Annotated in this window: 22 protein-coding genes; 10 read left to right on the top strand and 12 right to left on the bottom strand. The window is 69.8% G+C overall.

What is annotated here, in order from left to right; genetic code table 11:
* Positions 1–68: 68 nt before the first annotated feature.
* Positions 69–2,450, bottom strand: a complete 2,382-nt coding sequence (locus OG858_RS29785; RefSeq protein WP_319066598.1) for a transglycosylase domain-containing protein — start codon at positions 2,448–2,450, stop codon at positions 69–71.
* Between the two features lie 345 nt (positions 2,451–2,795).
* Here OG858_RS29785 and OG858_RS29780 point away from each other — a divergent pair, with 345 nt between their 5' ends.
* The 5 genes from OG858_RS29780 to OG858_RS29760 all read left to right on the top strand — a co-directional run bounded on the left by OG858_RS29780 (position 2,796) and on the right by OG858_RS29760 (position 8,026).
* Positions 2,796–3,320 (top strand): PadR family transcriptional regulator, encoded by a 525-nt coding sequence (locus tag OG858_RS29780; RefSeq protein ID WP_319066457.1) that lies wholly within the window; start codon positions 2,796–2,798, stop codon positions 3,318–3,320.
* Positions 3,320–4,006 carry an ABC transporter ATP-binding protein gene (locus OG858_RS29775; protein ID WP_037694769.1) on the top strand — a complete coding sequence of 229 codons (687 nt, stop codon included), beginning with the start codon at positions 3,320–3,322 and terminating at the stop codon, positions 4,004–4,006. The genes OG858_RS29780 and OG858_RS29775 overlap by 1 nt, the downstream gene beginning before the upstream one ends.
* Complete coding sequence (locus OG858_RS29770) at positions 4,003–6,363, top strand: ABC transporter permease (protein WP_328544252.1); 2,361 nt, start codon at positions 4,003–4,005, stop codon at positions 6,361–6,363. Before OG858_RS29775 ends, OG858_RS29770 begins: the two co-directional genes overlap by 4 nt.
* A gap of 131 nt (positions 6,364–6,494) precedes the next feature.
* Positions 6,495–7,028, top strand: coding sequence for a carboxymuconolactone decarboxylase family protein (locus OG858_RS29765; protein WP_328544253.1), 534 nt, complete (start codon positions 6,495–6,497; stop codon positions 7,026–7,028).
* 209 nt (positions 7,029–7,237) lie between these two features.
* Entirely contained in the window at positions 7,238–8,026 is a 789-nt protein-coding gene (locus OG858_RS29760) for a class I SAM-dependent methyltransferase (protein ID WP_328544254.1), read from the top strand.
* A gap of 9 nt (positions 8,027–8,035) precedes the next feature.
* Here the strand turns inward: OG858_RS29760 and OG858_RS29755 are convergent, their stop codons facing one another.
* On the bottom strand, positions 8,036–9,220 hold the full coding sequence (locus tag OG858_RS29755) for a winged helix DNA-binding domain-containing protein (protein ID WP_408059497.1): 1,185 nt from the start codon (positions 9,218–9,220) through the stop codon (positions 8,036–8,038).
* 697 nt (positions 9,221–9,917) lie between these two features.
* Here OG858_RS29755 and OG858_RS29750 point away from each other — a divergent pair.
* The 4 genes from OG858_RS29750 to OG858_RS29735 all read left to right on the top strand — a co-directional run bounded on the left by OG858_RS29750 (position 9,918) and on the right by OG858_RS29735 (position 15,102).
* The gene (locus tag OG858_RS29750) at positions 9,918–10,691 is read left to right on the top strand and encodes an isoprenyl transferase (RefSeq protein WP_319066449.1); all 774 of its coding nucleotides are present in this window, start codon (positions 9,918–9,920) and stop codon (positions 10,689–10,691) included.
* Positions 10,692–11,017: 326 nt separating this feature from the next.
* Positions 11,018–12,343 (top strand): PhoH family protein, encoded by a 1,326-nt coding sequence (locus tag OG858_RS29745; protein ID WP_319066448.1) that lies wholly within the window; start codon positions 11,018–11,020, stop codon positions 12,341–12,343.
* A gap of 446 nt (positions 12,344–12,789) precedes the next feature.
* Positions 12,790–13,497: an aggregation-promoting factor C-terminal-like domain-containing protein gene (locus OG858_RS29740; protein ID WP_456243138.1), complete on the top strand. Its 708-nt coding sequence runs from the start codon at positions 12,790–12,792 to the stop codon at positions 13,495–13,497.
* Positions 13,498–13,662: 165 nt separating this feature from the next.
* Entirely contained in the window at positions 13,663–15,102 is a 1,440-nt protein-coding gene (locus OG858_RS29735; protein WP_328544255.1) for an AI-2E family transporter, read from the top strand.
* Positions 15,103–15,241: 139 nt separating this feature from the next.
* Here the strand turns inward: OG858_RS29735 and OG858_RS29730 are convergent, their stop codons facing one another.
* The gene (locus tag OG858_RS29730) at positions 15,242–15,814 is read right to left on the bottom strand and encodes a dihydrofolate reductase family protein (RefSeq protein ID WP_086747442.1); all 573 of its coding nucleotides are present in this window, start codon (positions 15,812–15,814) and stop codon (positions 15,242–15,244) included.
* A gap of 238 nt (positions 15,815–16,052) precedes the next feature.
* Here OG858_RS29730 and OG858_RS29725 point away from each other — a divergent pair, with 238 nt between their 5' ends.
* On the top strand, positions 16,053–17,138 hold the full coding sequence (locus OG858_RS29725; RefSeq protein WP_218779591.1) for an ankyrin repeat domain-containing protein: 1,086 nt from the start codon (positions 16,053–16,055) through the stop codon (positions 17,136–17,138).
* 50 nt (positions 17,139–17,188) lie between these two features.
* Here OG858_RS29725 and OG858_RS29720 read toward each other — a convergent pair whose 3' ends face one another.
* From OG858_RS29720 to OG858_RS29680, 9 genes are all read right to left on the bottom strand, one after another.
* Entirely contained in the window at positions 17,189–17,857 is a 669-nt protein-coding gene (locus OG858_RS29720; RefSeq protein ID WP_319066444.1) for an OmpA family protein, read from the bottom strand.
* Position 17,858: 1 nt separating this feature from the next.
* Entirely contained in the window at positions 17,859–18,455 is a 597-nt protein-coding gene (locus OG858_RS29715; protein ID WP_328544256.1) for a hypothetical protein, read from the bottom strand.
* 15 nt (positions 18,456–18,470) lie between these two features.
* Complete coding sequence (locus tag OG858_RS29710; protein WP_330346589.1) at positions 18,471–19,073, bottom strand: pilus assembly protein TadG-related protein; 603 nt, start codon at positions 19,071–19,073, stop codon at positions 18,471–18,473.
* 11 nt (positions 19,074–19,084) lie between these two features.
* Entirely contained in the window at positions 19,085–19,294 is a 210-nt protein-coding gene (locus OG858_RS29705; RefSeq protein ID WP_319062052.1) for a hypothetical protein, read from the bottom strand.
* 105 nt (positions 19,295–19,399) lie between these two features.
* Positions 19,400–20,182 carry a response regulator transcription factor gene (locus OG858_RS29700; RefSeq protein ID WP_328544257.1) on the bottom strand — a complete coding sequence of 261 codons (783 nt, stop codon included), beginning with the start codon at positions 20,180–20,182 and terminating at the stop codon, positions 19,400–19,402.
* Complete coding sequence (locus tag OG858_RS29695; protein WP_328544258.1) at positions 20,175–21,704, bottom strand: sensor histidine kinase; 1,530 nt, start codon at positions 21,702–21,704, stop codon at positions 20,175–20,177. Before OG858_RS29695 ends, OG858_RS29700 begins: the two co-directional genes overlap by 8 nt.
* Complete coding sequence (locus tag OG858_RS29690; RefSeq protein WP_086749570.1) at positions 21,704–22,606, bottom strand: DUF5936 domain-containing protein; 903 nt, start codon at positions 22,604–22,606, stop codon at positions 21,704–21,706. Before OG858_RS29690 ends, OG858_RS29695 begins: the two co-directional genes overlap by 1 nt.
* Before the next feature lie 19 nt (positions 22,607–22,625).
* Complete coding sequence (locus OG858_RS29685; protein WP_328544259.1) at positions 22,626–23,633, bottom strand: type II secretion system F family protein; 1,008 nt, start codon at positions 23,631–23,633, stop codon at positions 22,626–22,628.
* A gap of 32 nt (positions 23,634–23,665) precedes the next feature.
* On the bottom strand, positions 23,666–25,006 hold the full coding sequence (locus tag OG858_RS29680) for a CpaF family protein (RefSeq protein WP_319066438.1): 1,341 nt from the start codon (positions 25,004–25,006) through the stop codon (positions 23,666–23,668).
* Positions 25,007–25,037 lie beyond the last annotated feature (31 nt).

The raw sequence follows: 25,037 nt of genomic DNA, 5'->3' as shown, positions 1-25,037 counted from the left end.
GCCCCTCAGGGGCGCGAAAGGGCGCCCGGTGAATTCACCGGGCGCCCTTCTTTCGTGTGCGGCAGGCGCTAGTCGTCAACCTGTGGATCGTTGGGATCCGTCGGGAACTCGATGCCGCCGTCGTCCGACGGAGTCTCCTCCGGGGTCGTCTCCGGGGTCTCCTCCGGTGTTGTCTCCGGGGTGGTCTCCGGGGTCTCCTCCGGGGTCGTCGGGGCCTCGCTCGTCGGTTCCTCGGTGGTGGGGGTCTCCGACGGGGTCTCGCTCGGGGTGTCCGAGGGGGTCGGCGACGCGGTGGGCGCGACGGCGGCGCCCTGCTTGGTGTCCAGTTTGAACTTGGTGGGCTCGCCCATGACGCCGAAGGTGTAGGTGGCCCAGATCTGGGCGGGGAAGCCACCGCCGTTGACCCGGGGGACGCCGACGGCGTTGTACATCGAGACGTGCTTGCCGCCCTTGCTCATGTCCTCGCCGAAGAGGCCGACGGAGGTCACGAGGTTCGGCGTGTAGCCGGTGAACCAGGCGGAGCGGTTCTCGTCGGACGTACCCGTCTTGCCGGCGACCTGCTGGCCGTTGCGGGCCGGGTTGTCACGGACGGACGTCTTGGCCGTACCGTCGTCGACCACGCCGGTGAGGACCGAGGTGACCGTGTCGGCGGCCTCTGCGCTGATCACCCGTTCGCCGATCGCCTCGGGGAACTCGACCGGCTCGTCCCGGCGCGTGGCCGAGGCGATGATGGTCGGGGTGACCTTCTTGCCGTGGTTGTCGAGGGTGGCGTAGATGCCGGCCATCTCCAGCGGGCTCGCGCCCATGGAACCCAGGGTCTGGGCGGGGACCGCCTGCATGCCCTCGGTGTCCATGCCGAGCTTCCCGGCGACCTCCATGACCTTCTCCATGCCCACGTCGACGCCCATCTGCGCGAAGACGGAGTTGATGGACTTGTTCATGGCGGCCTGCACGGTGACGTCGCCGTAGTTGACGTTGTCCTCGTTCGGCGGGTTGAAGCCGACCGCGGTGCCGTTGTCCGTCACCTTGTGCCGGCTGTCACCGTCGTAGACCGTGCTGGCGGTGATCGGGTCGCCATCCTGCGTCTCGGCGTCCCCGTCGATGGCCGCAGCGAGGATCACCGGCTTGAAGGTGGAGGCGGGCTGGTAGTCCCGGCGCATGGCGTTGTTCGTGAAGTGCTTCACGTAGTCGACGCCGCCGTACATCGCGAGAACCTTGCCGGTCTTCGGGTCGACGGAGACCGCGCCGGCCTGGATGTACTTGTCGACCTTGCGCTTCTTCGTGTCGAGCTTGCTGGTGAGGCGTTGCTTGACGGCCTTCTCCAGCGCGACCTGCTTCTTCGGGTTGATGTTCAGCGTGATGGTCCAACCGCCCGCGTCGATCTTCGTCTTGGCCTCCTCGACGTCGTCCGCGTCGCCGTTGGCCACGAGCGTTCTGGCCAGCTGGTTGTTGGCGGCCTCGACCAGGTAGCCGTTCTGGCCCGCCATGTCGGGAGCGGCCTGGGGCGGCTTCGGCTTGGGGAGCTTCATGCCCTCCCGCTCCGAGGCGGTCAGCTTGGTCAGGTCCTGCATCTCGACCATGTTGTCGAGCACGTAGTTCCAGCGGTTCGTGACCAGCTTCCGGCCCGTGGGGGTGGCGGTGGCCAGGTCGTACTGGCTGGGCGCCTGGAGCAGCGCGGCGAGGTACGCGCCCTCCGGGACGGTGAGTTTGTCGGCGTCCTTGCGGTAGTACGCCTGGGCGGCGGCCTGGATGCCCCAGGCGCCACGGCCGTAGTAGCTGGTGTTGATATAGCCCGCGAGGATGTAGTCCTTGGACTGCTCGCGCTCCAGCTTCAGGGAGATGACCAGCTCGTTGAGCTTGCGGGTCACCGTCTGGTCGGACGTCAGGTAGTAGTTCTTGACGTACTGCTGGGTGATCGTCGAGCCGCCCTGCTTGCCCTTGCCGGACAAGGTGTTGAGCAGGCCTCGGGTCATGCCCCTGAAGTCGACGCCGGGGTCCTCGTAGAAGGTCTTGTTCTCGGCGGCGACGAAGGCCAGCTGAACGTTCTTGGGGACGTCCTTGAGTTCGACGATCTCGCGGTTCTTGCTGCCGGTACGGGCGAGAACGGTCTTGCCGTCGGAAAACTTGTAGACGTTGCTTTCCTTCGTCGCATCGGGGTTCCCCGCGGGAATCTCGATCGTCATGTACAGCACGACGAAGGCACCCATGCCGAGCAGGCAGACCCCGAAGAACGTGCCGAGGATCTTCTTCCAGGTGAAGAGGCGGCGCAGGAAGCTCTTCTGCTGCTTCTTGCCGCCGCCCTTGGCCGCCGCCCTCGCCGCCGCCCGGCCGCCGCCCTCGGGCGTGCCTATGACGGCCGTCGTCGCGCCTGCTTCGCTCCCGGACGAGCGCTGGGGCGCCGCGCGGCGACCGCCGCGCTGCCGCGCTCGTCTTTCTTCCGCTCGTCCCATGGCTCCGGTCCGCTCCGACTTCTGCTCGGTCTCATACGTCACTCAGGTCATGTCAGCTCAGCAAGCTAACACCGAGGACTATGACAAGAGGGAGTCGGTCCGCCCTGTGGCGGCGTGACAATGCGCACGCGACACGCGCGCCCATAGACCTCATCCCAACGGAACGGACGTTCCAACAGGGCAGATGGTTGCCCCACCCGACCCATGAGTCGCCGCACCGCAGCCACCGACGCCAGTGACAGAACCGTGACAATCGGCTCTGACCTGCGCCCCCTCCACACCCGGCGGCGACCTATACACGGTATGTATACGTGCGGTGTATACCTCGTGTGTACAGTCGTGCTCATGTCCATCGGTCACACTCTCCTGGGACTCCTGGAGTCCGGGCCCCGACACGGTTACGACCTGAAGCGGGCCTTCGACGAGAAGTTCGGTCACGACCGGCCGCTGCACTACGGCCAGGTCTACTCGACGATGTCGCGGCTGCTGAAGCACGGCCTCGTCGAGGTCGACGGCATCGAGCCCGGCGGCGGCCCCGAGCGCAAGCGGTACGCCATCACGGAGGCGGGCATCACGGATGTCCAGCGGTGGCTCGCGACGCCCGAGAAGCCCGAGCCGTATCTGCAGTCGACCCTCTACACGAAGGTCGTCCTCGCCCTGCTCACCGGCCGGAACGCGGCCGACATCCTCGACACCCAGCGTTCCGAGCACCTGCGCATGATGCGCATCCTCACCGACCGCAAGCGCAAGGGCGACCTGGCCGATCAACTGATCTGCGACCACGCCCTGTTCCATCTGGAGGCCGACCTGCGATGGCTGGAGCTGACCGCCGCCCGACTGGGCAAGCTGGCCGAGGCGGTGGTCCGGTGATGACCCCCGCCGGCTCCCTGCTCGTCGCGACCGACCTGCGCAAGGCGTACGGGCCGACCAACGCCCTGGACGGCGCCGAGTTCTCCATCCACCCCGGCGAGGTCGTCGCGGTGATGGGTCCCTCCGGCTCCGGCAAGTCGACGCTGCTGCACTGCCTCGCCGGGATCGTGCCGCCCGACTCGGGCTCGATCACGTACAACGGCCGCGAGATGGCCACCATGAACGACGCCCAGCGCAGCGCGCTGAGGCGCAGCGAGTTCGGGTTCGTCTTCCAGTTCGGCCAGCTCGTGCCGGAGCTGACCTGCGTGGAGAACGTGGCGCTGCCGCTGCGGCTGAACGGCGGCTCCCGCAAGGAGTCCGAGCGGACCGCCCTGGCCTGGATGGAGCGCCTGGAGGTCGACGACCTCGCGCGCAAGCGTCCCGGTGAGGTCTCCGGCGGTCAGGGCCAGCGGGTCGCCGTGGCCCGGGCGCTGGTCACCGGTCCACGGGTGCTGTTCGCGGACGAGCCCACCGGCGCGCTCGACTCGCTCAACGGCGAGCGGGTGATGGAGCTGCTCACCGAGGCCGCCCGGTCCACCAACGCCGCCGTCGTCCTGGTCACGCACGAGGCGCGGGTGGCCGCGTACTCCGACCGCGAGATCGTCGTACGGGACGGGAAGTCGCGGGACATGGAGCGCGTCGTATGAGCTCCGCCGTGGTCCGCCAGTGGTACCGGGACCTGGCGATGGGGGTGCGGTTCACCTTCACCGGGGGCCGTGAGGGATGGGTGCGCGCCCTGCTCACCGCGGTCGGCGTCGGTCTCGGGGTCGCGCTGCTGCTGCTCACCGCGGCCATACCGAACGCCCTGGACACCCGGGGAGCCCGCGAGGACGCCCGGCAGGACCGGGGCATCGGCTACCTGGACGACAACACCCGCTCCAAGCCGACCGACCGGAGCCTGATCGTCGCCGACGCCGACACCGAGTACCGGCACCAGGAGATCAGGGGACGGCTCCTCGAACAGGAGGGCCCGGACGCGCCGCCGCCGCCGGGGCTCATGTCGTTCCCCGCGCCGGGTGAGATGGTCGTCTCCCCCGCTCTCGCGGACCTGCTGAAGTCGGATGCCGGGGAACTCCTGCGCGGTCGGCTGCCGTACCGGTCGGCGGGCACCATCGGCGAGACCGGGCTGATCGGCCCGGGTGAACTCGCCTACTACGCCGGAGCCGAAGGACTCGCGAAACGGCTCGACGGCTCCGTGGTGGCACGGATCGACCGATTCGGTACGACCGACCAGCCGCAGGAGGAGATGGACCCGATACTCCTGCTGCTCACACTGGTCGTCTTCGTGGTGCTGCTGATGCCGGTCGCCGTCTTCATCGCCACGGCCGTACGGTTCGGCGGCGAGCGGCGCGACCGCAGGCTGGCGGCACTGCGGCTGGTCGGCTCGGACGGGCGGATGACGCGCAGGATCGCGGCGGGCGAGGCGCTCGCGGGTGCCGTGCTGGGGCTGCTGTTCGGCACCTTCGTCTTCCTGCTCGGCCGGGAGGTCATCGGCTCCGTCGAGGTGTTCGACGTCAGTGTCTTCCCGAGCTACCTCGACCCCTCCCCCGGGCTCGCCCTGCTGGTGGCGCTCGCGGTGCCCGCCGCCGCCGTCCTCGTCACCCTGTTCGCGCTGCGCGGCGTCGTCATCGAACCGCTCGGCGTGGTCCGTACGGCCAGGCCCGCGCGCCGCAGGCTCTGGTGGCGGCTGCTGCCGCCGCTCGCCGGTCTCGCCCTGCTCTACCCGATGATCGACCAGGGCTCGGAAGGCGGGGAGTTCAACGAGTACATGGTGACCGGCGGTGTCGTGCTGCTGCTGTTCGGCATCACCGCGCTGCTGCCGTGGGTGGTCGAGGCGTTCGTCGCCCGGCTCGGCTCCGGCAGCCTCTCCTGGCAGCTGGCGGTCCGCAGGCTCCAGCTGAGCAGCGGCTCGGCGGCCCGCATGGTCAACGGCATCGCCGTGGCGGTGGCCGGCGCGATCGCCCTGCAGATGCTGTTCGCGGGTGTTGAGGGCAGGTACACCGAGTCGACCGGCCAGGACGTCACCCGTACCCAGATGGAGATGATGCTGCCGGACGACCTGCCGGTGAGCGTCGCCGCCAAGGAGCTGAAGCGGGCCAAGGGGGCCCGGGCCATCGCCGTGCTCTCCAGCGCGGAGGTCTCCCCCACCGCCAAGGACCCCGAGGCGTGGGTGGGGGTGACCGTCGGCGACTGCACCGCGCTGCGCGAACTCGCCGCCCTCCCCTCGTGCCGAGACGGTGACGTCTTCCTGCTGGATACCCCCGAGCGCCTCCGGGAGGCTGATCCGGCGAAGCTGGGCACCCCGGGGAACACGCTGTACTTCGACCCGTCCTTCAGCGGGGACGAGCCGGGGGCCGAGACCGCCTGGAAGCTGCCGGGCGAGGTGAAGCAGGTGTCGCAGCGGGCCGACCCGTTGCGGATGGGCGCGGAAGGACTGTTGGCCACCCCGGGCGCCCTGCCGGCGAAGACCGGGGACGAACTCTCCAGCACCGTCTACGTCCGCACCGATCCCGCGGTCCCGAACGCGCTCGACGAGGTGCGCAACGCCGCCGTCGCCGTCGATCCGCTGATCCGGACCTGGGAGTGGACCTCGACCCGCCGGCTGGACCAGTTCACGGACATCCGCACCGGTCTGCTGGTCGGCGCGTCCGCCGTGCTCGTCCTCATCGGCGCGAGCCTCCTCGTCTCCCAGCTGGAGCAGCTGCGCGAACGCAGGAAGCTGCTGTCGGCGCTGGTCGCCTTCGGCACCCGGCGCCGCACGCTCGGTCTGTCCGTGCTGTGGCAGACGGCGATCCCGATCACGCTGGGCCTCGTCCTCGCGTCGGCGGTCGGACTGACCCTGGGGGCGGTCCTGCTGAAGATGACGGGCTTCCCGGTGGCCGTGGACTGGCCGAGCGTGCTGTCGATGACGGGCATCGGCACGGGCATCGTCGTCCTGGTCACGATGCTGAGCATGCCGCCGCTGGTGCGGCTGATGCGACCGGAGGGGCTCCGCACGGAGTAGACCCGTGCCGCGGCGGCACGGAGTAGACCCGTGCCGCGGCGCTCGACGGCCGCAGCGCTTCCCCGAGGCGCTGCGGCCGCTCCTCGTGGACACTGGACCCCGTCGAACTGCTCGCCGGGGAGTGAACTGCCATGTCGCTCGACGCACTCAGGTCCGCGGTACCGGACTACGCCGCGGACCTCCGCCGCAACCTCGACTCCGTCCTCGGCGACTCCGGCCTGTCGGCGCAGCGGTTGTGGGGCACCGTGCTGGCCACGGCGATCGCCTCGCGCTCGGCGATCGTGCTGCGCGAGCTGGCACCGGAGGCCAGGGCGAAGCTGTCGCCGGAGGCTTACACCGCGGCAAGGTCCGCGGCCGCGATGATGGCCATGAGCAACGTCTTCCACCGCACACGGCATCTGCTGTCCGACCCCGAGTACGGCAGGCTGCGGGCGGGGCTGCGGATGAACGTCATCGGCGATCCCGGGGTCGACAGGGTCGACTTCGAGTTCTGGGCCTTCGCCGTGTCCGCGATCAACGGATGCGGGTTGTGTCTCGACTCCCACGAGCGGGTGCTCCGCAAGGCCGGGTTGGACCGGGCGACCGTACAGGAGGCGTTCAAGATCGCGTCGGTGGTTCAGGCGGTCGGGGTCACGTTGGACGCGGAGGCGATCCTCTCCGAGTAAGTCCTTGCGCCTCTGCGAGTAGGTCCTTGTAAGGGGTGGCCTGGAATCGCCTGCGAGCTCGGCGGGTCGGGCCGTGGGGCGGCTGCGGGTCGGTCGGGGCTGATCGCGCAGTTCCCCGCGCCCCTGAAGGACACGGGGCTTCGCCCCTGCTCGAAGGGCCCGGAAAATCAGTCGCGGCCCCTTGCTCTCCCTTGGGAAACTCCATCACCATGACCTCCCTCTCCTCCCACTCCTCCCGCACCTTCGAAGACCTCGTCGCCGAAGGCGATGCCGTGCCCACCGCGGGGTGGGACTTCTCGTGGTTCGAGGGGCGCGCCACGGAGGCCCGGCCGTCGTGGGGGTATGCGCGGGCGATGGGTGAGCGGCTGGGGCGGGCCTCCGCGGCGCTGGACATCCAGACCGGGGGTGGGGAGGTGCTCGGCTCCGCTCCGCGCCTTCCGGCCGTGACCGTGGCCACGGAGGGCTGGCCGCCGAACGTCGCCAAGGCCACCGCGCTGCTGCACCCGCGGGGCGCGGTGGTGGTGGCCAGTGCCGAGGACGCGCCGCTGCCGTTCGCGGACGGGGCGTTCGACCTGGTCACCAGCAGGCATCCAGTGCGCGCGCACTGGGCGGAGATCGCCCGGGTGCTCCGGCCCGGCGGCACGTACTTCGCGCAGCATGTGGGGCCGAGCAGTGTCTTCGAGCTGGTCGAGCACTTCACCGGACCGCTGCCGGAGGAGACCCGCCGAGGCCGCCACCCGGACGGCGAGCGCGCCGACGCAGAGGCGGCCGGGCTGGAGGTCGTGGACCTGTGGGCCGAGCGGCTGCGGATGGAGTTCCACGACATCGGCGCCGTCGTGCACTTCCTGAAGAAGGTCGTCTGGATGGTGCCCGGCTTCACCGTCGAGGCATATCTCCCCCGGCTCCGCTCCCTGCACGAGCGGATCGAGAGCGAGGGCCCCTTCGTCGCACACAGCGCCCGGCACCTCTTCGAGGCCCGCAAGCCGGCAGCCGTGTGAGGCACACACTCATGCGTGCGGGCCGACCGTGACCTTTCCGATCGCCAACTCGGCCCGCGCCTGGAGCACTTCACCGACCCGCTCCACCCGCTCCCCCAGCTCCCTCTCCTGCCGCGCGGTCAGCCGTCCGAGCGGCTCCACCGTGACCGTCGTACGCCGTCCCCGGCGCCGCTGGTGCCAGACGCCCGCGACCACGCCGTCGACCAGGAGCAGGGGATGGTTGCCCGCCTGTCCACGCGCGAGAGCCCGGTCGTACGCCGCCCCGGGGAACAGCCGCTCGCGAGGCTGCGCGGCGATGCCGTACGCGTCGAAGTAGGGCAGCAGCCGTACGCCCCGCAGGACACGGGCGGGGTCCTCGGGGAAGTCGGTGTCGCCCGCCGCCACCCAGGCCGGCTCGCCCTCGAAGTCGACCCGCTCGATCTCGCCGGAGGAGGCCAGCGAGGCGAAGAGCCGGTCGGACCAGGCTCCGGGTGCCGCCGCCCACTTGGCGAAGTGGCGCGGGCAGGCGGGGCCGTAGGCGCGCAGATAGTGCCGTACGAGCGTTGTCAGCCCTTCTTCCGCCGAGGTCAGGGGCTCGAAGTGCGGTGGCCGGGTGTAGGTCGCCCTGCGTGCGCGGTCGGGGGCGAAGCACAGGGCGCCGGACCGGCCCGCGCGGTGCATCACCTGGCGCCAGCGGGGCCACAGGCCCTGGAAGGCGGGCATGACGAGATCCCCGGCCCACGACCCGGTGCGCGCGACGACCTCCTCGCTCAGCTCGTCGAGGGTCAGTGTGGTCCCGTCGAGGGCGGCGCCGATGGCGGCCACGACCTCCTCGGCCTGCTCGTCGGTGAGCCGTACGTCCGGGGCGAACGGGCTCGCCCCGGACGGGATCGCGGTCAGCGCGGCCGTCCAGAAGGGCAGCTCGGCGGTGGGCAGCAGATGCACTGTGCCGCGCGGCCCGTACGTCTTCACCAGCGTCCGGTCCTCCCACAGCGCGGCCCGTACCCCGGCCCGTGTCGCCCCGTCGGTGCGCAGGCCCACCGACAGCTCGGCAGCCGAGAGCACCTGTGCGTGGGCGCCCAGCATGGTGCTCGCCACCTCGGCGACCGGTGTACCGGCCGGTGCCGGAGCCCCCAGGAACTGCCGCTCCGCCCGCCGCGCACTCGCCTGCTCCCAGGTGACCGACCTGGCCGTCATGGGTTGCACGGTCGCCATGGCCCTGGCACCCCTCACGCTCACGCTCGTCGACGTCATGGGACGAAGCTAGGGCCGCCATAGGTCGGATCCTGTCCTCCATGCCGGTGTCCACATCGTTATCGCCGACGGCTTGGCTTCCCCGGGTCTACTCGCGTAGGTTCGGACCAAGGTAATTCGCGCGAGCAAAGCTGCGCGGTACGGCATCGCGCAGTGGAGGGGGCTGCGCGAAGCCGTGCGCCCCCACGGCCGGCGTCAAGCGCGCGTTCCGCCCGCGCTTCACCCGTACGAGCACGCCGGGCCGTTCCTCCCCGGAAGTCACACAACCATGCGCAAACCCCGCATTCCAGCCCGGATTCCGCCTCTCCGCCTTCGAATCCGCCAGAATTCGGCCATGATCACCCCTTGTTCGCACCCTGAATGAACGCTTCCGCACTCACCGCCACGCTGTCGTCCGGCTGCGGAGAGTAGTTGTGGCACGCCGATGCACGCAGCATCACTCACGAAGGGTTATGGTGGAAACCCCCCCTCGGGCCGGTCCGTCTCCCCCCCACGGACCGGCCCGTTTTTTCTGCCCGGAAGTCGGCCCTCCGGAGGGCCGCCCGGCAGGCCCCCGGGCCCGCCCCAACCCCGCACACCCCTTGGCGGAGTTGGCCTCCAGCCCCGGTAGGCTCTGCCAACCAAGGGGACTGCCACCGCACCGGAGGGGCTGGAACACGTGAACCTGCGCGACACACTGCGCGGCCTGTTGGTCAAGGTCTACGCACGCAGGGTCGAGGGCCACCTCGACCACGCCCAGGTGCCCGAGCACATCGGCGTGATCGTGGACGGCAGCCGGCGCTGGGCGAAGGCGGCGGGCTCCACCACGATGCAGGGCCACCAGGCCGGCGCCCACAAGATCGAGGAATTCCTCGGCTGGTGCACCGAGACGGACGTCAAGGTCGTCACCCTATGGCTGCTGTCCACCGACAACTTCAACCGGCCCAAGGAAGAGCTCGTCCCGCTCCTCGGCATCATCGAGGACACCGTCCGCTCCCTCGCCGCCGACGGTCGCTGGCGTGTGCACCACGTGGGGGCGCTGGACCTGCTGTCCCCCGGCATGCAGCGCGCGCTCAAGGAGGCCGAGGAGTCCACCTCGGACATCGACGGGATACTGGTCAACGTCGCCATCGGGTACGGCGGTCGCCAGGAGATCGCCGACGCGGTGCGCTCGATGCTGCTGGAGGCGCAGGACAAGGGCACCTCGATGGAGGAACTCGCCGAGTCCGTCGACATCGACATGATCGGTCGGCATCTCTACACCGTCGACCAGCCCGACCCGGATCTGGTGATCCGTACGAGCGGCGAGCAGCGGCTGTCCGGATTCATGCTCTGGCAGACGGCCCACTCGGAGTACTACTTCTGCGACGTCTTCTGGCCGGCCTTCCGCAAGGTGGACTTCCTGCGCGCCCTGCGCGACTACGCGGTGCGCGGCCGCCGTTTCGGAGGCTGAGACTCCGCATCGCCGGTGAGGTGCGCATCACCCCCATCGGGCCAGAAGTAACGAGGAGTTCACCGGGACGCCGTCGTACCGCTTGGCATGGCGGCGCATGTTCGAGGGCATAAGGCAGTCAGGTCGACACCCGAACCACGGGTGTCGGATCTCAGCGGGCGGCTCGGGGCCGTCCGCCCGGGAGGCCCTTTGCACCAGCCCGATCGTGCGGTCACAGCACGGACGAAGCAGCGGAGGGCCGGTCACCGGCCCGTGCAACGGTGCCGACGACCGGCCCAGTTCGAACCCGTCGCTCCCCGACCTCATCCGAGGGGGTACGTCCTTCCGTGGTGACCAGCACAAAGCGCCGTATGCCAGACCGGCGCACCTACGTCCTCGACACCAGCGTCCTGCTGGCCGACCCGAATGCTTTGAGCCGCTTCGACGAGCACGAAGTCGTGCTGCCGATCGTCGTGGTGACGGAGCTGGAGGCCAAGAGGCACCATCCCGAACTCGGCTACTTCGCCCGGCAGGCCCTGCGCCTGCTCGACGAGTTCCGGGTCCGGCACGGCCGCCTCGACGCCCCCATTCCGATCGGGGAACTCGGCGGGACCGTGAGGGTCGAGCTCAATCACTCGGATCCCAGCGTGCTGCCGAGCGGCTACCGCCTGGGGGACAACGACTCCCGCATCCTCGCGGTCGCCCGCAACCTGCAGGCGGAGGGCTTCGACGTCACTGTGGTGTCGAAGGACCTCCCGCTCAGGATCAAGGCGTCGTCCGTGGGCCTCCTCGCCGAGGAGTACCGCGCGGAACTCGCCATCACGGGCGCCTCCGGGTGGACCGGGATGTCCGAGCTGACCCTGTCGGGCGAACAGGTCGACATCCTCTTCGAGGAAGGGTCGATCCATGTCCCGGAGGCGAGCACGCTGCCCGTGCACACCGGCCTGACGATCCAGTCGGAGCGCGGCAAGGCACTGGGCCGGGTGACGCCCGACGGCAACATCCGGCTCGTGCGGGGCGACCGGGAGGCGTTCGGCATCAAGGGCCGCAGCGCGGAGCAGCGCATCGCGCTGGATCTGCTGCTCGACCAGGACGTGGGCATCCTGTCCATGGGCGGCCGGGCCGGCACCGGCAAGTCCGCGCTCGCGCTGTGCGCGGGCCTGGAGGCCGTCCTCGAACGCCGTCAGCACCAGAAGGTGATGGTCTTCCGGCCGCTGTACGCGGTGGGCGGGCAGGAGCTCGGCTATCTGCCCGGCTCCGAGTCCGAGAAGATGAGCCCCTGGGCGCAGGCGGTCTTCGACACGCTCTCCGCGGTCACCAGCCGGGAGGTCATCGAGGAGATCACCGCCCGCGGGATGCTGGAGGTCCTGCCGCTCACGCACATCCGCGGCCGTTCCCTGCACGACGCGTTCGTGATCGTGGACGAGGCACAGTCGCTGGAGCGGAACGTCCTGCTGACCGTTCTGTCCCGGATCGGCGCGAATTCCCGCGTCGTTCTGACCCATGACGTGGCCCAGCGCGACAATCTGCGCGTCGGTCGCTACGACGGTGTCGTCGCCGTGGTGGAGAAGCTGAAGGGCCATCCACTCTTCGCCCACGTCACGTTGACGAGGTCCGAGCGGTCCCAGATCGCGGCCCTGGTGACCGAAATGCTGGAGGACGGACAGATCTGACGGGACCTGACCGGTCTCAACCGGTTTGGTCAACTTCGGTCGGCCGCCGATCCCTTGGATCCCATGGGCGCCGTCCGGCAAAGGCGATGAGCCTAGCCGGGCGGCGCCTCGGCGCGTGGGGGTTTCCTTGCATCTCCTGCGTCAAACGAGGTGTGAGCTTTCACACTCACCACTGGATTGCCTCACGGTGTCGGGTTACGGCAGAGTCTCATTCCTGTCAGACCCCGCATACGACACACCTGTACCCCCAGCGGTACGGAACAACAGCATCACCAGGTCAACTCCATAGCGTCGTCGTATGCCGCCCGAGCATCTCGTGGCACTCCTCGCAAGGGAGTTGCCCACCGGGCCCGCGCCTCCGTGACCCCGCAGTTGGGAGGCCAGCGTCAGGGGCACGATTGCGTCCGCCAGGGTCACCGAGGCGGGCGATGCTGGAAGGAAACCGTGTGAGCCGGATTTCGGTCCGGGGATTCGCCGTGGCTTCGGCCACCGCGGTCACCGCAGTCGGCAGTGTCGTCGGAGTTGCCTCTGGCAGCACCGCCCAGACGACCACTGACGACGCCGAGGCCGTCGCGAACGACACCACGTTGCTCGCCGACATTCCCGTGGGCCAGCAGGCCCAGGTGCAGACCGCGTCCCTGACTGCTCAGGCCGACGCCCAGGCCATCGCTGCCGACGCGAGCGCCCGCAAGGACGCCGAGGAGACCGCCCGTAAGAAGGCGGCCCAGGACGCGATCGACAAGCAGAAGGCGGCGGAGAAGGCCGAGCAGGAGCGCAAGGCGAAGGAAGCGGCGCAGGCCGACGCCGAGGCGAAGTCCGAGGCCGCCGGTTCGCTCGGTGACATCCCCACGCAGAGCTCGTACACCGTCGCCGAGATCCAGGCGATGGCGAAGGCGGTCGTGGCCAGCGACCAGTGGACGTGCTTCAGCAACATCGTGAACCACGAGTCCACCTGGAACTACAAGGCCGTCAACCCGTCTTCGGGTGCCTACGGTCTCTTCCAGGCGCTGCCCGCCGGCAAGTACTCCTCCGCCGGTTCGGACTGGCGGACCAACCCGGCCACGCAGATCAAGTGGGGCCTCAACTACATGGAATCGCGCTACGGCAGCCCGTGCGAGGCCTGGACGTTTTGGCAGGCCAATCACTGGTACTAGGCCAGTAGGCCGTAGAGGGCTGACCGCCCGCCGCTCAACCTTCCGCAGCCCTCCACCGTCCTTCGGTGGGGGGCTTCGGCCATGTACGGTCGAGGCCACCGAGAGGAATGACGGCCTCCGGGAGGAGCGGTGACCAGCACAGGCGACGGGGGAAGAAGGCGGATGATGTCGCGAGTTCCTGGGTGGCTCGGCCGGGTCGGCGCCGGGCTGAGCGGGTGGGGCGAGCGGTTGGAGCGGCGCCGGGCCGAGATCGAGTCGGAGACGGCGGGTCCGGACGACGGCAGGGATGCCTCGGCGGGGCGCCGGCGCGACAGCGGCGCGGACGGTGGCGGTGGCGACAGCGGCCTCGGCACTGGGTCCGGGTCCGGGTCCGGCACTCCCCACGGCTCCGGCTCCGGCTCCGGAGACTCCGAGGAGGCTGTCGGCGCCGGGATCGCGAAGGACACCGGGGGCGCCGAAGGCGGTGCGGGGGGTTCTCCGCACTCCTCCGCCGGTGCTCGGGACCAGAGGGCGGTCGCCCCTGTTCTCTCCACCCGTCCCGACCCCGCGTCGGCGGTTCCCTGGGGCATGCGGGTGGCGGCCGAGGCCGGATGGCGGCTGCTCGTGCTCGCGGGCACCGTCTGGGTGTTGATGCGGGTCATCAGCTCCGTACAGCTGCTGGTGCTGTCGTTCACCGCCGCACTGCTCATCACCGCCATGCTCCAGCCTGCCGTGGCACGGCTGACCCGGCACGGTGTACCGCGCGGCCTGGCCACCGCCCTGACCGCCGCCCTCGGCTTCGTCGTCATCGGACTGATCGGCTGGTTCGTGACCTGGCAGGTCATGGAGAACATCGACGACCTCTCCGACCAGATCCAGGACGGCATCGACGAACTGCAGCGCTGGCTGCTCGACAGCCCGTTCCACGTCACCGAGAACCAGATCAACGACATCGCCAAGAATCTCCGCGAGGCGATCAGCGACAACACGGACACGATCACCTCGGCGGGACTGGAGGGCGTGACCGTCATCGTCGAGGCGCTCACCGGCATCCTCCTGACGGTGTTCTCCACGCTCTTCCTCCTCTACGACGGCAAGCGGATCTGGCAGTGGACCCTGAAGCTGGTGCCGGCGGCGGCACGGCCGGGTGTCTCGGCGGCCGGGCCGCGCGCCTGGCAGACGTTGACGGCGTATGTGCGCGGCACGGTGGTGGTGGCACTGATCGACGCGATCTTCATCGGCCTCGGGATCTACTTCCTCGATGTGCCGATGGCGGTCCCGCTGGCCGTGTTCATCTTCCTGTTCTCCTTCATCCCGCTGGTGGGTGCCGTCGTCTCGGGCGCGCTGGCGGTGGTCGTGGCGCTGGTGACGCAGGGCGTCTTCACGGCCGTCATGACGCTGGCCGTCGTACTCGCCGTCCAGCAGATCGAGGGACACATCCTCCAGCCGTTCATCCTCGGGCGGGCCGTGCGGGTGCACCCCCTGGCCGTCGTCCTGGCGGTCGCCGCCGGTGGCATGATCGCGGGCATCGGGGGCGCGGTGGTGGCCGTGCCGTTGGTCGCGGTCACGAACACGGTGGTGGGGTCGTTGCGGGCGTACGCGGACGAACACGGACAAGCACCCTAAGGCCTGACGTCACATTCCCGTCGCCGCCCGGAGGGCGGCCTCGCGGCGGCGTGGGGGTATCTCCCGCTCGGACGAAGCCGGGCCGGGGGTGGGCGAGCTGCACGGCGTCACGAGGCAGGCTGCAGGGTGACGACGGGCCTCAGGTGCGCGGGCGCTCGTGGCGCAGGAGCACGACTCCGTTGCCGAAGGTGCGGGTCTCGATCAGGCGCAGGCCGGTCGGGGTCGCGGTGTCGGCTGCGGGGAAGAGCCGCTTGCCGGCTCCCAGGAGCACCGGGTGGACGTAGATCCGGTACTCGTCGACCAGGTCGTGCCGCATGAACTCGGCCGCCAGTTCGGCGCCGCCCACGACGAGGTCGCCGCCGTCCTGTGCCTTGAGGGCCTCGATGTCCTCCACGACGACGTCCCGGACGATCGTCGTGTGCCCCTCCGCGCGCTGCAGGGTCCGGGAGAAGACCAGTTTCGGCATCGTTCGCCAGATCGCGGCGAAGTCGGCGACGTAGGACGGTGCCGCGGGGTCCCGATCGGCCGTGGGCCAGTAGTCGGCCATCAGCTCGTAGGTGACACGGCCTCCGAGGAAGGCGCCCATGTCCCTGAGGACGTCGTTGAAGTGCGTGAACAGTTCGTCGTCGAAGAGGTGACTGTCGATCTCGCGGTTCGGGCCCTCCATGTAGCCGTCGAGGGACACGGACATCATCAGAACGATCTTTCGCATGGCGGCGGCTCCCGGCCCTACGGCGTCGGCTGGTGGGTGACTCGGCTTGCGGATTACTCGGCTTGAGGGCTTCTCGGCTTCTCGGCTTCTCGGCTTCTCGGCTTCTCTGGAGAGGATGGCGCGGGTGAGGGCCGGTCGCGCGGACGTGGGCCCTCGGCGGGGAAATCGGTCGCCCGTGTCGGCGTACCGACCTAGGGTTCCCCGGATAGGCATTCGAGAGGTTCGAGGGGGATCGGGCTTGGAGCCACTGGGGCTGGCCGCGCGCGACGACGACGAGGAGACGGTCAGATCCCTTCTCGACAGCGGTGCCGACGTCAACGGGCGGTCGCCCGGCGGGCTGACCGCGTTGATGCTGGCGGCAGGGGCGGGCGCGCACCACGCGGCGGACGCGTTGCGGGAGAACGGGGCTCATGTTGCCCTGCGGGACGAACAGAACCGCACCGCGCTGGACTTCGCGGAGGAGGGTGCCGAGCGGCACCCGGACGAGCCCGGGTATCTGGTGATCGTCACGGATCTGGAGAAGTTCTTCGGCAAGCGGGCCGACTTCGCGACGACGATGGAGCGGGCGGTCCGGTTCGGCGACCCCGGCAGCGACATCTGGATGCGGATGGGCTGGACCCTGGACACCTGGGCGGACGACGAGACCGTGGCCGGGGCCGAGGTGGCGCTGCACAGCCCCCGGGCGCCCGAGCGCTACTTCGCGGCGGAGCTGATGGGCTTCTTCTGCCTGTACAACGCCTCCCTGCGCAACGGCAGGCACCGGACGAGGCAGGCGGCGGCGCTGCTACGCGCGCGGTTGGCCGTGGAGGAGCATCCGGCCGTCCTCTGTCTCCTCATCCGGGGTCTGTCGATGCAGTCCGGGTCCGCCGACGACGCCCGGGAGATCCTGCGGCACGCCGGCCATCCGCACCCCGACGTCCGGGCGGCGGTCGCCTTCGCGGTCGACGCCTCCACGGAACCGGAGGACCGTCAAGCCTTCGAAGCCGTCCTCAGCATGGCCCGCGACCCGTACGCCGAGGTACGCCGCTACGCCGTCGCCCACCTTTCCAGCCTCATCGGCCGGCCTCCCACCGTCCACACCACCGTTCACACCGTCCTCCGCCGCGCCCTGTACGACCCGGACCCGTCGGTCGTCCATGACGCGGCCTGCGCGCTGGGGATGCTCGGGACCGGGCGTCCACTGCCCTTCCGCGCCGAGCAGATCCTCGTACGGCACTATCTCGACGAGCCGGCCGAAACCCGGTACTACTCGCGTGCGTACCAGGTCATCGAGCGGTGGCCGATGGAGCACTTCCGGGACGTACGGGATTCGTTGCCGGAGTGAGGTGACGGGTGAGTTGACAGGAGAACTGACGGGGTGGGGTGGGGCGACGGTCAGCTCTGTTCGCTGTCGGATTCCGTGTCCGTCGTGGTGCGGGGGAAGGAGACCTCGACCCGGCGGTTCTTCTTGCGGCCCTCCTCGGAGGAGTTGTCGGCGATGGGGTAGTCCTCGCTGTAGCCGCGTACCTCGAAGGTGACGTTGCCGCCCAGGTCGGCGGCGAGGAGGTCGTGGACCGCCTCCGCGCGCTTCTTGGAGAGGGTCAGGCCGCTGGCGTACGAGCCGAGGTTGTCCGTGAAGCCGAAGACGCGGACCGTGCCCGCCTTCTGCTTCTTGACCTCCTCCGCGATCGTCTGGATGCGGGAGCGGGCCTGCGGGTTGAGTTTCGCACTGTTCTTGGGGAAGAGGACCTCCGCCTGGAGCGCGAACGTCACGTTCTCGTTCGTGTCCTCCCGGCGCTCCTCGCCGCCCATGTCCTCCACGACCGACTTGATGTCCAGGACCTTGGCGGGGGCGAGCGTGGCGCCCTGCGCGAGCTTCAGTCCCGGGCTGTTCGCGTCCACCTCCGGGGGTGGGGAGGTGGTGACGGTGCCCGGGGGTTCGCTCGGGTCGTCCGCGGCCTGGGCGGGCGTCGCGAGGGTGAGGGCGGCCAGGACCGCCACGGCTGCGGCCAGCGCCGCGGTGCCGGTCTTTGCGGCACGTGGGGTGGGGGCGGTCATCGTCACGTCACTCGTCCTCGGAGAGTTCGACCGTGGCGGGGGGCATGGAGCCGACCTGGAAGTCTACGGAGGTTGTGGATTCGGGGGGGGCGGGGAACTGGGCGAACCAGTCGGTTGTCTGCCCCGACTCCACTCCGCCTCCCGTGAACTTGGTGCACAGGCAGCGCCCTTCGGTGTCCCTGAGCACGAGGTACTTCTTCTTACCCGCGCCGTCCACCAGCGATGCCCCGGCCAAGGAGGATCCGTTCTTGTTGAGTTCGCGCTCGTCGCCGCGCCAGTCCGCTGCGGGCCAGAAGTTGCCGCCGTTGTTGGTGACCGTGCCGTTGACCGTCACATAGCCGCCCTGGTCACGCTCGGCAGAGGTCACGGAGAGGGTGATGTCTCCGCTCTTCACTTCAGCCAACGCTGGGTCAACATCAGAGGTCTGCGATTCCTCCTTGCCGCCGCTTTCTTTGCTGGAAGGCTCAGAGGACGAGGCTGAGTCCGACGACTTATTGTCGTCATCCCCTCCGCCACCGCAACCGGCCACCGTGAGGAGCAGCCCGGTCGCGATCGCCACCGCGGTCACTGCCCTGCGGCCCTTCGTGGTGTGCCGAAAGTTCATCGGTACGGCTTCCTCTCACTTGGCCAGATACACAGAGAACATCACGGACGCGTCGGGAAGGTCGGCCGGATTGAAATTCCCGGGGTCGATGTTCACGGGCACGCCGTCGCAGTCCAGGCTGACGGGCTGCGTGGTGTTGGTGTTCGGGGCGAAGTCGCAGCGGGGCTGGATGACGGCGACCGCCTGGGCCGTGGCTGTCATGCCCTCGGTGCCGGGAATGATCGAATCGCCCACGGTGTAGTCCGTCACGACGTTGACCTGGAACCCCGGGGCACCGTCCACCTCGGTGGGCTGGGCGCCACCTTCGAGATTCGAGCGGTTCTGCGCGGCAAGTTCGGCAGCCGCAGCGGTGGCCTCCCCTCCAGCGGGGAGGCCTCCGGACAGGTCGAGCCAGTCCAACCAGTTGCCGTTGCCTGCCTCGATATCGTCTCCGAGAACCAGCATCAGTTCGTCTCGCGCATGCTGTGCCGCCGCCAACGCCGCAGCGTCCGCCGCGGATTGGGCACCGCTGCGGGCGGACGCCGCCTGAGCGAACGCGAAGAAGGCGAGCCCGACGAAAAGAGTGATCGTCGTGAGCCACATGTAGATGGGGAGCGTGGATCCTCTGTCGCCAGGCAGACGAGACGAACTCAGCCACCAACGACGTCGGCGATGGCATCCCTGATCGCACCCGAAATCATTCCGTCCAGCCCCAGCCCATCGATCATCACGAAGATCCCCGCGACGATGATCATGATGCCCGCGTACTCCACGAACCCCGCGCCCGAGTCCCGCCCTTTCCCGCGCATGCGGGAGACGACGGTGGTCCTCCAGGTCTCGAAACGGTGCTTCACCTTCATGGCGGTTGCCTTCCCGCGCGATGCCGACACCAACCGGATCACCGTACGTGAGACAGCACGTACCGGGGGTGGGTCCGGGGGCCCAACTTCCCTTTCGTGGTGGGGTCATCGGGGCCACCCCCCGGGAGTCGTGCCCAGCCAGTGGGCTATGGCTTCGCTGCGGGTCGAACTGTACAGTTTCGCGAAGATGCGGTTGATGTGGTTCTTGACGGTCTTCTCACTGATGAAGCAGGTGGCGGCGATCTGACGGTTGTTCATGCCCGATGCGATGAGGTCCATCACCTCCACCTCCCTTGAACTCAGGCCGAAAGACGGTCGACTGGAATGGTCGAGCATGCGGCGCCGGAGTGCCGACACAGGGGCGGGGCCACCCTTTGGCGACTGTGTCACAAATGGTTGCAGACGCGAAGAGAGGTCGTGACTTTCGTGTGAAGGTTCGTAGGAAACGCCGAGCGAAGTTGAGACAGCCGGAGAGACGGCCGCGGAGATGGTCGGGCGGCCCTCCCTCATGTTCCGTACCGCCGCGATCAGTTCGGGCGCGGTGAACTCGCCGTGGACCAGGTAGCCGACCGCTCCCCGGCACAGGGCCTCGGTCACGACCTCGGGTTCCGTGCTGTACGTCAGCATCATCACGGGGCAGAGGGCGGCCAGTTCGGGCAGTGCGGTGAGGCCGTCCGTGCCGGGCATGCGAACGTCGAGGAGGGCGACGTCCGGGTGGTGGCAGCGGGCTCGGGCCACCGCCTCCTCGCCGTTGGTGGCCTGGGCGACCACCTCGATGTCGGGGTGCGTGTCCAGGAGGGCTGTGAGGCCGGCGCGGACCACCGGGTTGTCGTCCGCGACGAGTACGCGGAGGGGTGGGCCGGGGCGTGCCTGGGGCTGGTCAGGCATGTGCGGCCTCCTGTCGGGGGGCTTCGGGGGTGGTGGGAGGGGCGGGGAGCGGGAGGGTCAGCGTCATTTCCGTACCGGTGGTGTCCGATCCCAGGTGCAGGACCGCGCCGGTGCGGTCCGCGCGTTCCGCCATGCCCAGGAGGCCGAAGTGGCCGGATTCTTGCGCCTCTTCGAGGGTGAGGGCGGGTGGGAGGCCTACGCCGTCGTCCTTGACCATGAGGTGGAGGGTGTCCGGGGTGATCTTCAGGGACACCTGCGCCGTGGTCGCCCGCGCGTGGCGGTGGATGTTCTCCAGAGCCTCCGACGTGATCGCCAGGAGGTGGTGGATCGTCTCCGGGGGCAGGTGTGCGGCCGGCTCGCCCGTGTGGGTGAGGTGGGTGGGGAGGGAGGTGCGGGACTCGAAGTCCGCTGTTCGTGTGGCCAGTTCGGTCCGCAGGTTCGCCGGTGGGGTCGTGGTCAGGTCCGTGTGCCGGCGCAGGTCCGTGAGGAGGTCGCGGGACTCGTCGGCGGCCCGGCGGGCCGCCGATGCGACGAGGCCGGCCTGTCGTTTCAGATGGGCGGGGTCGGGGGCCGGGTGGTCCGCCGAGGTCGCCAGGGCGTCCGCGGCCAGGGCCAGGCCGTGGAGGGTCTTGGCCACCGAGTCGTGGAGCTCGCGGGCCAGGCGGGCGCGTTCCGACTCCACGGCCTCCGCGACGGCGAGGCGGGACGTGACTTCGGAGAGTGCCTGGGTGGCCGTACCGAAGCGGAACATCAGGTTGCGGAGGGTTACACCGATGATGCCGGCCGCGACGCAGAAGCCGGCGATGAGGAGGGTGCTGACACCTGCGCCGGGGTGGTGTTCCCAGGTGCGGTGGACGGTGAGGAGGACGGCCAGTTGCAGGCCGGTGAGGACTCCGGCGCCGCGCCAGCCGTAGAGGAGCCCGGAGAGGAGGGGGGTACAGACCGTGGCGTAGGCGAGGGGGGAGGCCGGGGAGGCGGTGAGAAGGAGGACCGCACCGAAGAGGAGGTCCAGGGCCATGAGGGTGGGGTGGGCGAGGAGCCGGGGGGCGAAGCGGTCCCAGTCCCTGAGCATGGCGTACGAGACGGTGATGCCGAGGACGGCAGCGATGAGTACGGCGTGGGTCGGGGGGCCGCCGGTGGTGTTGGCCATGGCGAAGGGGGTGCCGATGGTGAGAGTGACCAGGCGGACGGCGAAAGTCTGGCGGGCCAGGGCCTGGAGGGCGTTGAGCTGGAGGCGGAGGGTGGCGGGGGGTGTGGCGTCGTCCGCGAGATAGCCGGTGGCGGGCGGGGCCTGGAGGTGCGGGCTTGTGCTGGGGCTGGGCGGGGGTGACGTGCGCCGGCCCTCGCTGGGGCTGGGCGGGGGTGGGAGGCGCTTGCCTGCGCTTACAGGGTGCCGCTGCGCCCACCCTCCCCCACTCTCGGCTTCGCTCGACCGGGGGGACCCCCATCGCCCCAGCGGCACGACTGCCCGCAGCTGGGTGAGCCGAATCAGCCGTGCGCGCCAGGTCCGCCGGGTTCCCATCAGCGGCCCAGGATGTCGCCGAAGTTCGTGCCCGAGCCGAGGAACATGCCGGTGGCGATGAGGATCATCGTGGCCGGGAGCATGAAGATCAGGGTGACGAGGGTTGCCTTGGGGATGGTTCGGGCAGCTCGGCGGCGGGCGTTCTGGGCGTCGGTGCGGCGCATGTCCGCGGCGAGTTGGATCAGGGTCTCGGCGATCGGGGAGCCCAGTTCCTCGCCCTGCTGGAGCGCCGAGACGAACTGGGCGACCTGCTCGGACGAGTTGCGTCTGCGCAGTTCGTCGAAGGCCTGGCGGCGGCTCACGCCCATGTCCATCTGCCGCAGGGTGATGCGGAGTTCGTCCGCCCAGGGGCCCTCGTACTTCTCCGCCACCCGGTCCAGGGCCTGGCGGAAGCCCAGTCCGGCCGAGACCACGACCGCGAGGACGTCGAGGAAGTCGGGCAGGGTGCGGTCGATGACGTCCTTGCGTTCGCGGATGGCCTGCCAGATCGCCGCGTCGGCGGCGAGGAGACCGAAGGCGAAGGTGAAGGCGGCGAAGAGGGGGCGGCCGCTGGTGAGGAAGACGAGGCCCATGAAGGCGCCGAAGAAGCCGTAGACGGCTCGGCGGGCGGCGTAGCGGTTGAGGGTGAGGCCGCCGGGGTTGCCCGCCATGTCGATGCGGTGGCGCTTGGCCTCGACCCGGCGGGCGCCCATGAGGCGCAGGACGAGCGGGGCGAAGCGCATGCCCAGGCGGTCGACGGCCGAGCCGGTCTTCGAGACGCGGGTGGCGCCCACCTCCAGGGCGAGGGCCAGGTCGCTGGGGAGTTTCGCGTCGGCGCGGATCATGCGGATGCCCAGGAGGGCACCCGCGACCGCGACGGCCGTCAGGAGGGCCAGGAGGAGGGGGAGCGTCGATGTCGTCATGTCAGGTCACGCCCCCTTCTCAGACTTCGATCTTGCCGAGGCGGCGGATGACGAAGAAGCCGACCGTGTAGAGGCCGATCGAGATCAGCACCAGGGCCTGGCCGAGGGGGGAGCCGGTCACCCGGGCCAGGGCTCCGTCGTTCGAGGAGTTGATCAGAAGGAGGGAGCCGAGGCCCAGGAGGGGGACGGTGAAGGCCGTCGCGTTGACCTCGGACAGCATCGTGCGGACCTCGCGGCGGGTCTCCTTGCGGTCCTCCAGCGTCTGGGTCAGGTTGCGCAACGAACTCACCACCGTGCCGCCCGCCTTGTTGGACAGGACCAGGGTGGTGACGAGGACGATCAGCTCGCGGGAGGGGAGGCGTTCGGCCAGCTCGCCCAGGGCGTCGTCCACCGAGCGGCCGAGCGCCAGCTGATCGGCGACCCGGGCCAGTTCCTCGCCCGCCGGGGCCTCCAGTTCCTCCGCCGCCATCGCCAGGGCCGTGCGCAGGGCGAGACCGGCTGCGGTGGCGTTGGCCAGGAGGCGGGCCACGTCGGGGAGCTGGTTGATGAAGGCCTCGATGCGTTTCTGGCGCTGCCAGTTGAGGAAGATGGCGGCCGCCCACACACCTACGGCGCCCGCGATCGGGCCGAAGAAGGGGGCCAGCGTGGCGGCGGCGATCAGCCACAGGGCGGCGACGGCCATGGCGACGTACGTGGCGAACTCGCCCGCCGTCAGATCGAGTCCCGTCGTCGTCAGACGCAGGTGGATCGCCCGGCCGAGGCGGGTGCGGCGCAGCCGGCGGTCGACGGCCGTGAAGCGTCGTACGCGCCCCGTCGCCGTGCGGAGCGGGCCGCCCTGGCTGCCCGCGAGACGGTCGACCAGGGCCTGGCGCTGGGCGCGGCCGGAGAGGTACGTGTGCGCGCCCGCGACGGCGAGGGTGCCGCCGAGGACGGTGGCGCCGAGGGCGAGCAGGGTGGTTTTGTCCAGGTCCAGGGGTGCCTGGGCCAGGGTTGCCAGGGGTGCCTGGAGTGCCTGGGCTGTCGCCATTGTTCGGTCCTACCTCCTCGGGGCTCTCGGGGCTATCCGATGGCCTGGCGGGTGTTGAGCGGGTCGATGGCCTCGGCCACGCCGTACGCGGGGGGCAGTGGCTCGTTGGCCACGTACAGCTTCTCCGCGACGGGCCGGGGTACCGGCAGGTGCTCGAAGCGGCCGTGGACGACGCGGTCGGCACCGAGGGGGTCCGGGGCGTAGCGGGAGACCGTGGCGATGCGGAACTGTTCGCGGCCGTGCGAGACGAGCAGGGCGATCTCGGTGACCTTGCGGGAGCCGTCGGCGAAACGGGTGAGCTGGACGACCACGTCCACCGCCGAGTTGATCTGGTCCTTGAGTGCCTCGAAGGGGATGAGGACCTCGGACATCGAGCCGAGGGTCTGCAGGCGCATCAGCGCATCCTCGGCGGAGTTGGCGTGGACCGTGGCGAGGGAGCCGTCGTGGCCGGTCGACATGGCCTGGAGCATGTCGAGGGTCTCGCCGCCGCGGACCTCACCGACGATGATGCGGTCGGGGCGCATCCGCAGGGAGTTGCGGACCAGGTCGCGGATGGTGATCTGGCCCTTGCCCTCGATGTTCGGGGGGCGGGACTCCAGGCGGACGACGTGCTCCTGCTGGAGTTGGAGTTCGGCGGAGTCCTCGATGGTGATGATGCGTTCGCGGGACGGGATCAGGCCGGAGAGGGCGTTGAGGAGGGTCGTCTTCCCGGTGCCGGTGCCGCCGCTGACGATCACGTTGAAGCGGGCGCGGACGAAGGCGGCGAGCAGCATGAGCATCTGCTCGTCGAGGGAGCCGAGGTCGATCAGCTCCGGGAGGGTGTACGCGCGGGGGAAGCGACGGATCGTGAGGGTCGGGCCGGTGAGGGAGAGCGGGGGGATGATCACATTGACGCGCTCGCCGGTGGGGAGGCGGGCGTCGACCATCGGGTTCGACTCGTCGACGCGGCGGTTGACCGTCGAGACGATGCGTTCGATCGTCTGCATGAGCTGATCGGTGGAGGCGAAGCGCAGGGGGAGCTGTTCGACGCGGCCGGCTCGCTCGACGAAGATCGAGTCCGGGCCGTTGACCATGATCTCGGTGACGGACGCGTCGGCCAGGAGGGGTTCGAGGACGCCCAGGCCGAGGGCCTCGTCGACGACCCTGCGGATCAGCTGGGAACGTTCGGCGGAGGAGAGGACCGGGCCCTCTCGGCTGATGATGTGGCCGAGTACGCGTTCCAGGCGGGCCCTGCGGTCGGCCGCGGTGAGGGCCGACATCTCGGCCAGGTCGATCTCTTCGAGGAGCTTGGCGCGGTAGACGGCCACGAGGTGTCCGTCCTCGCGTCCGGTTCCGCCTTCGTCCGGGGCGGCGATACGGGATCGCAGGCTCATCTTGTCGTCAACTCCTCTCGGGGGTGGGCGG

The sequence above is a fragment of the Streptomyces europaeiscabiei genome (assembly GCF_036346855.1).
Classification (GTDB): Bacteria; Actinomycetota; Actinomycetes; order Streptomycetales; family Streptomycetaceae; genus Streptomyces; species Streptomyces europaeiscabiei.
The sequence above is the reverse complement of the archived record's forward strand: the minus strand, read 5'-3'. Positions and strand labels throughout refer to the sequence as shown.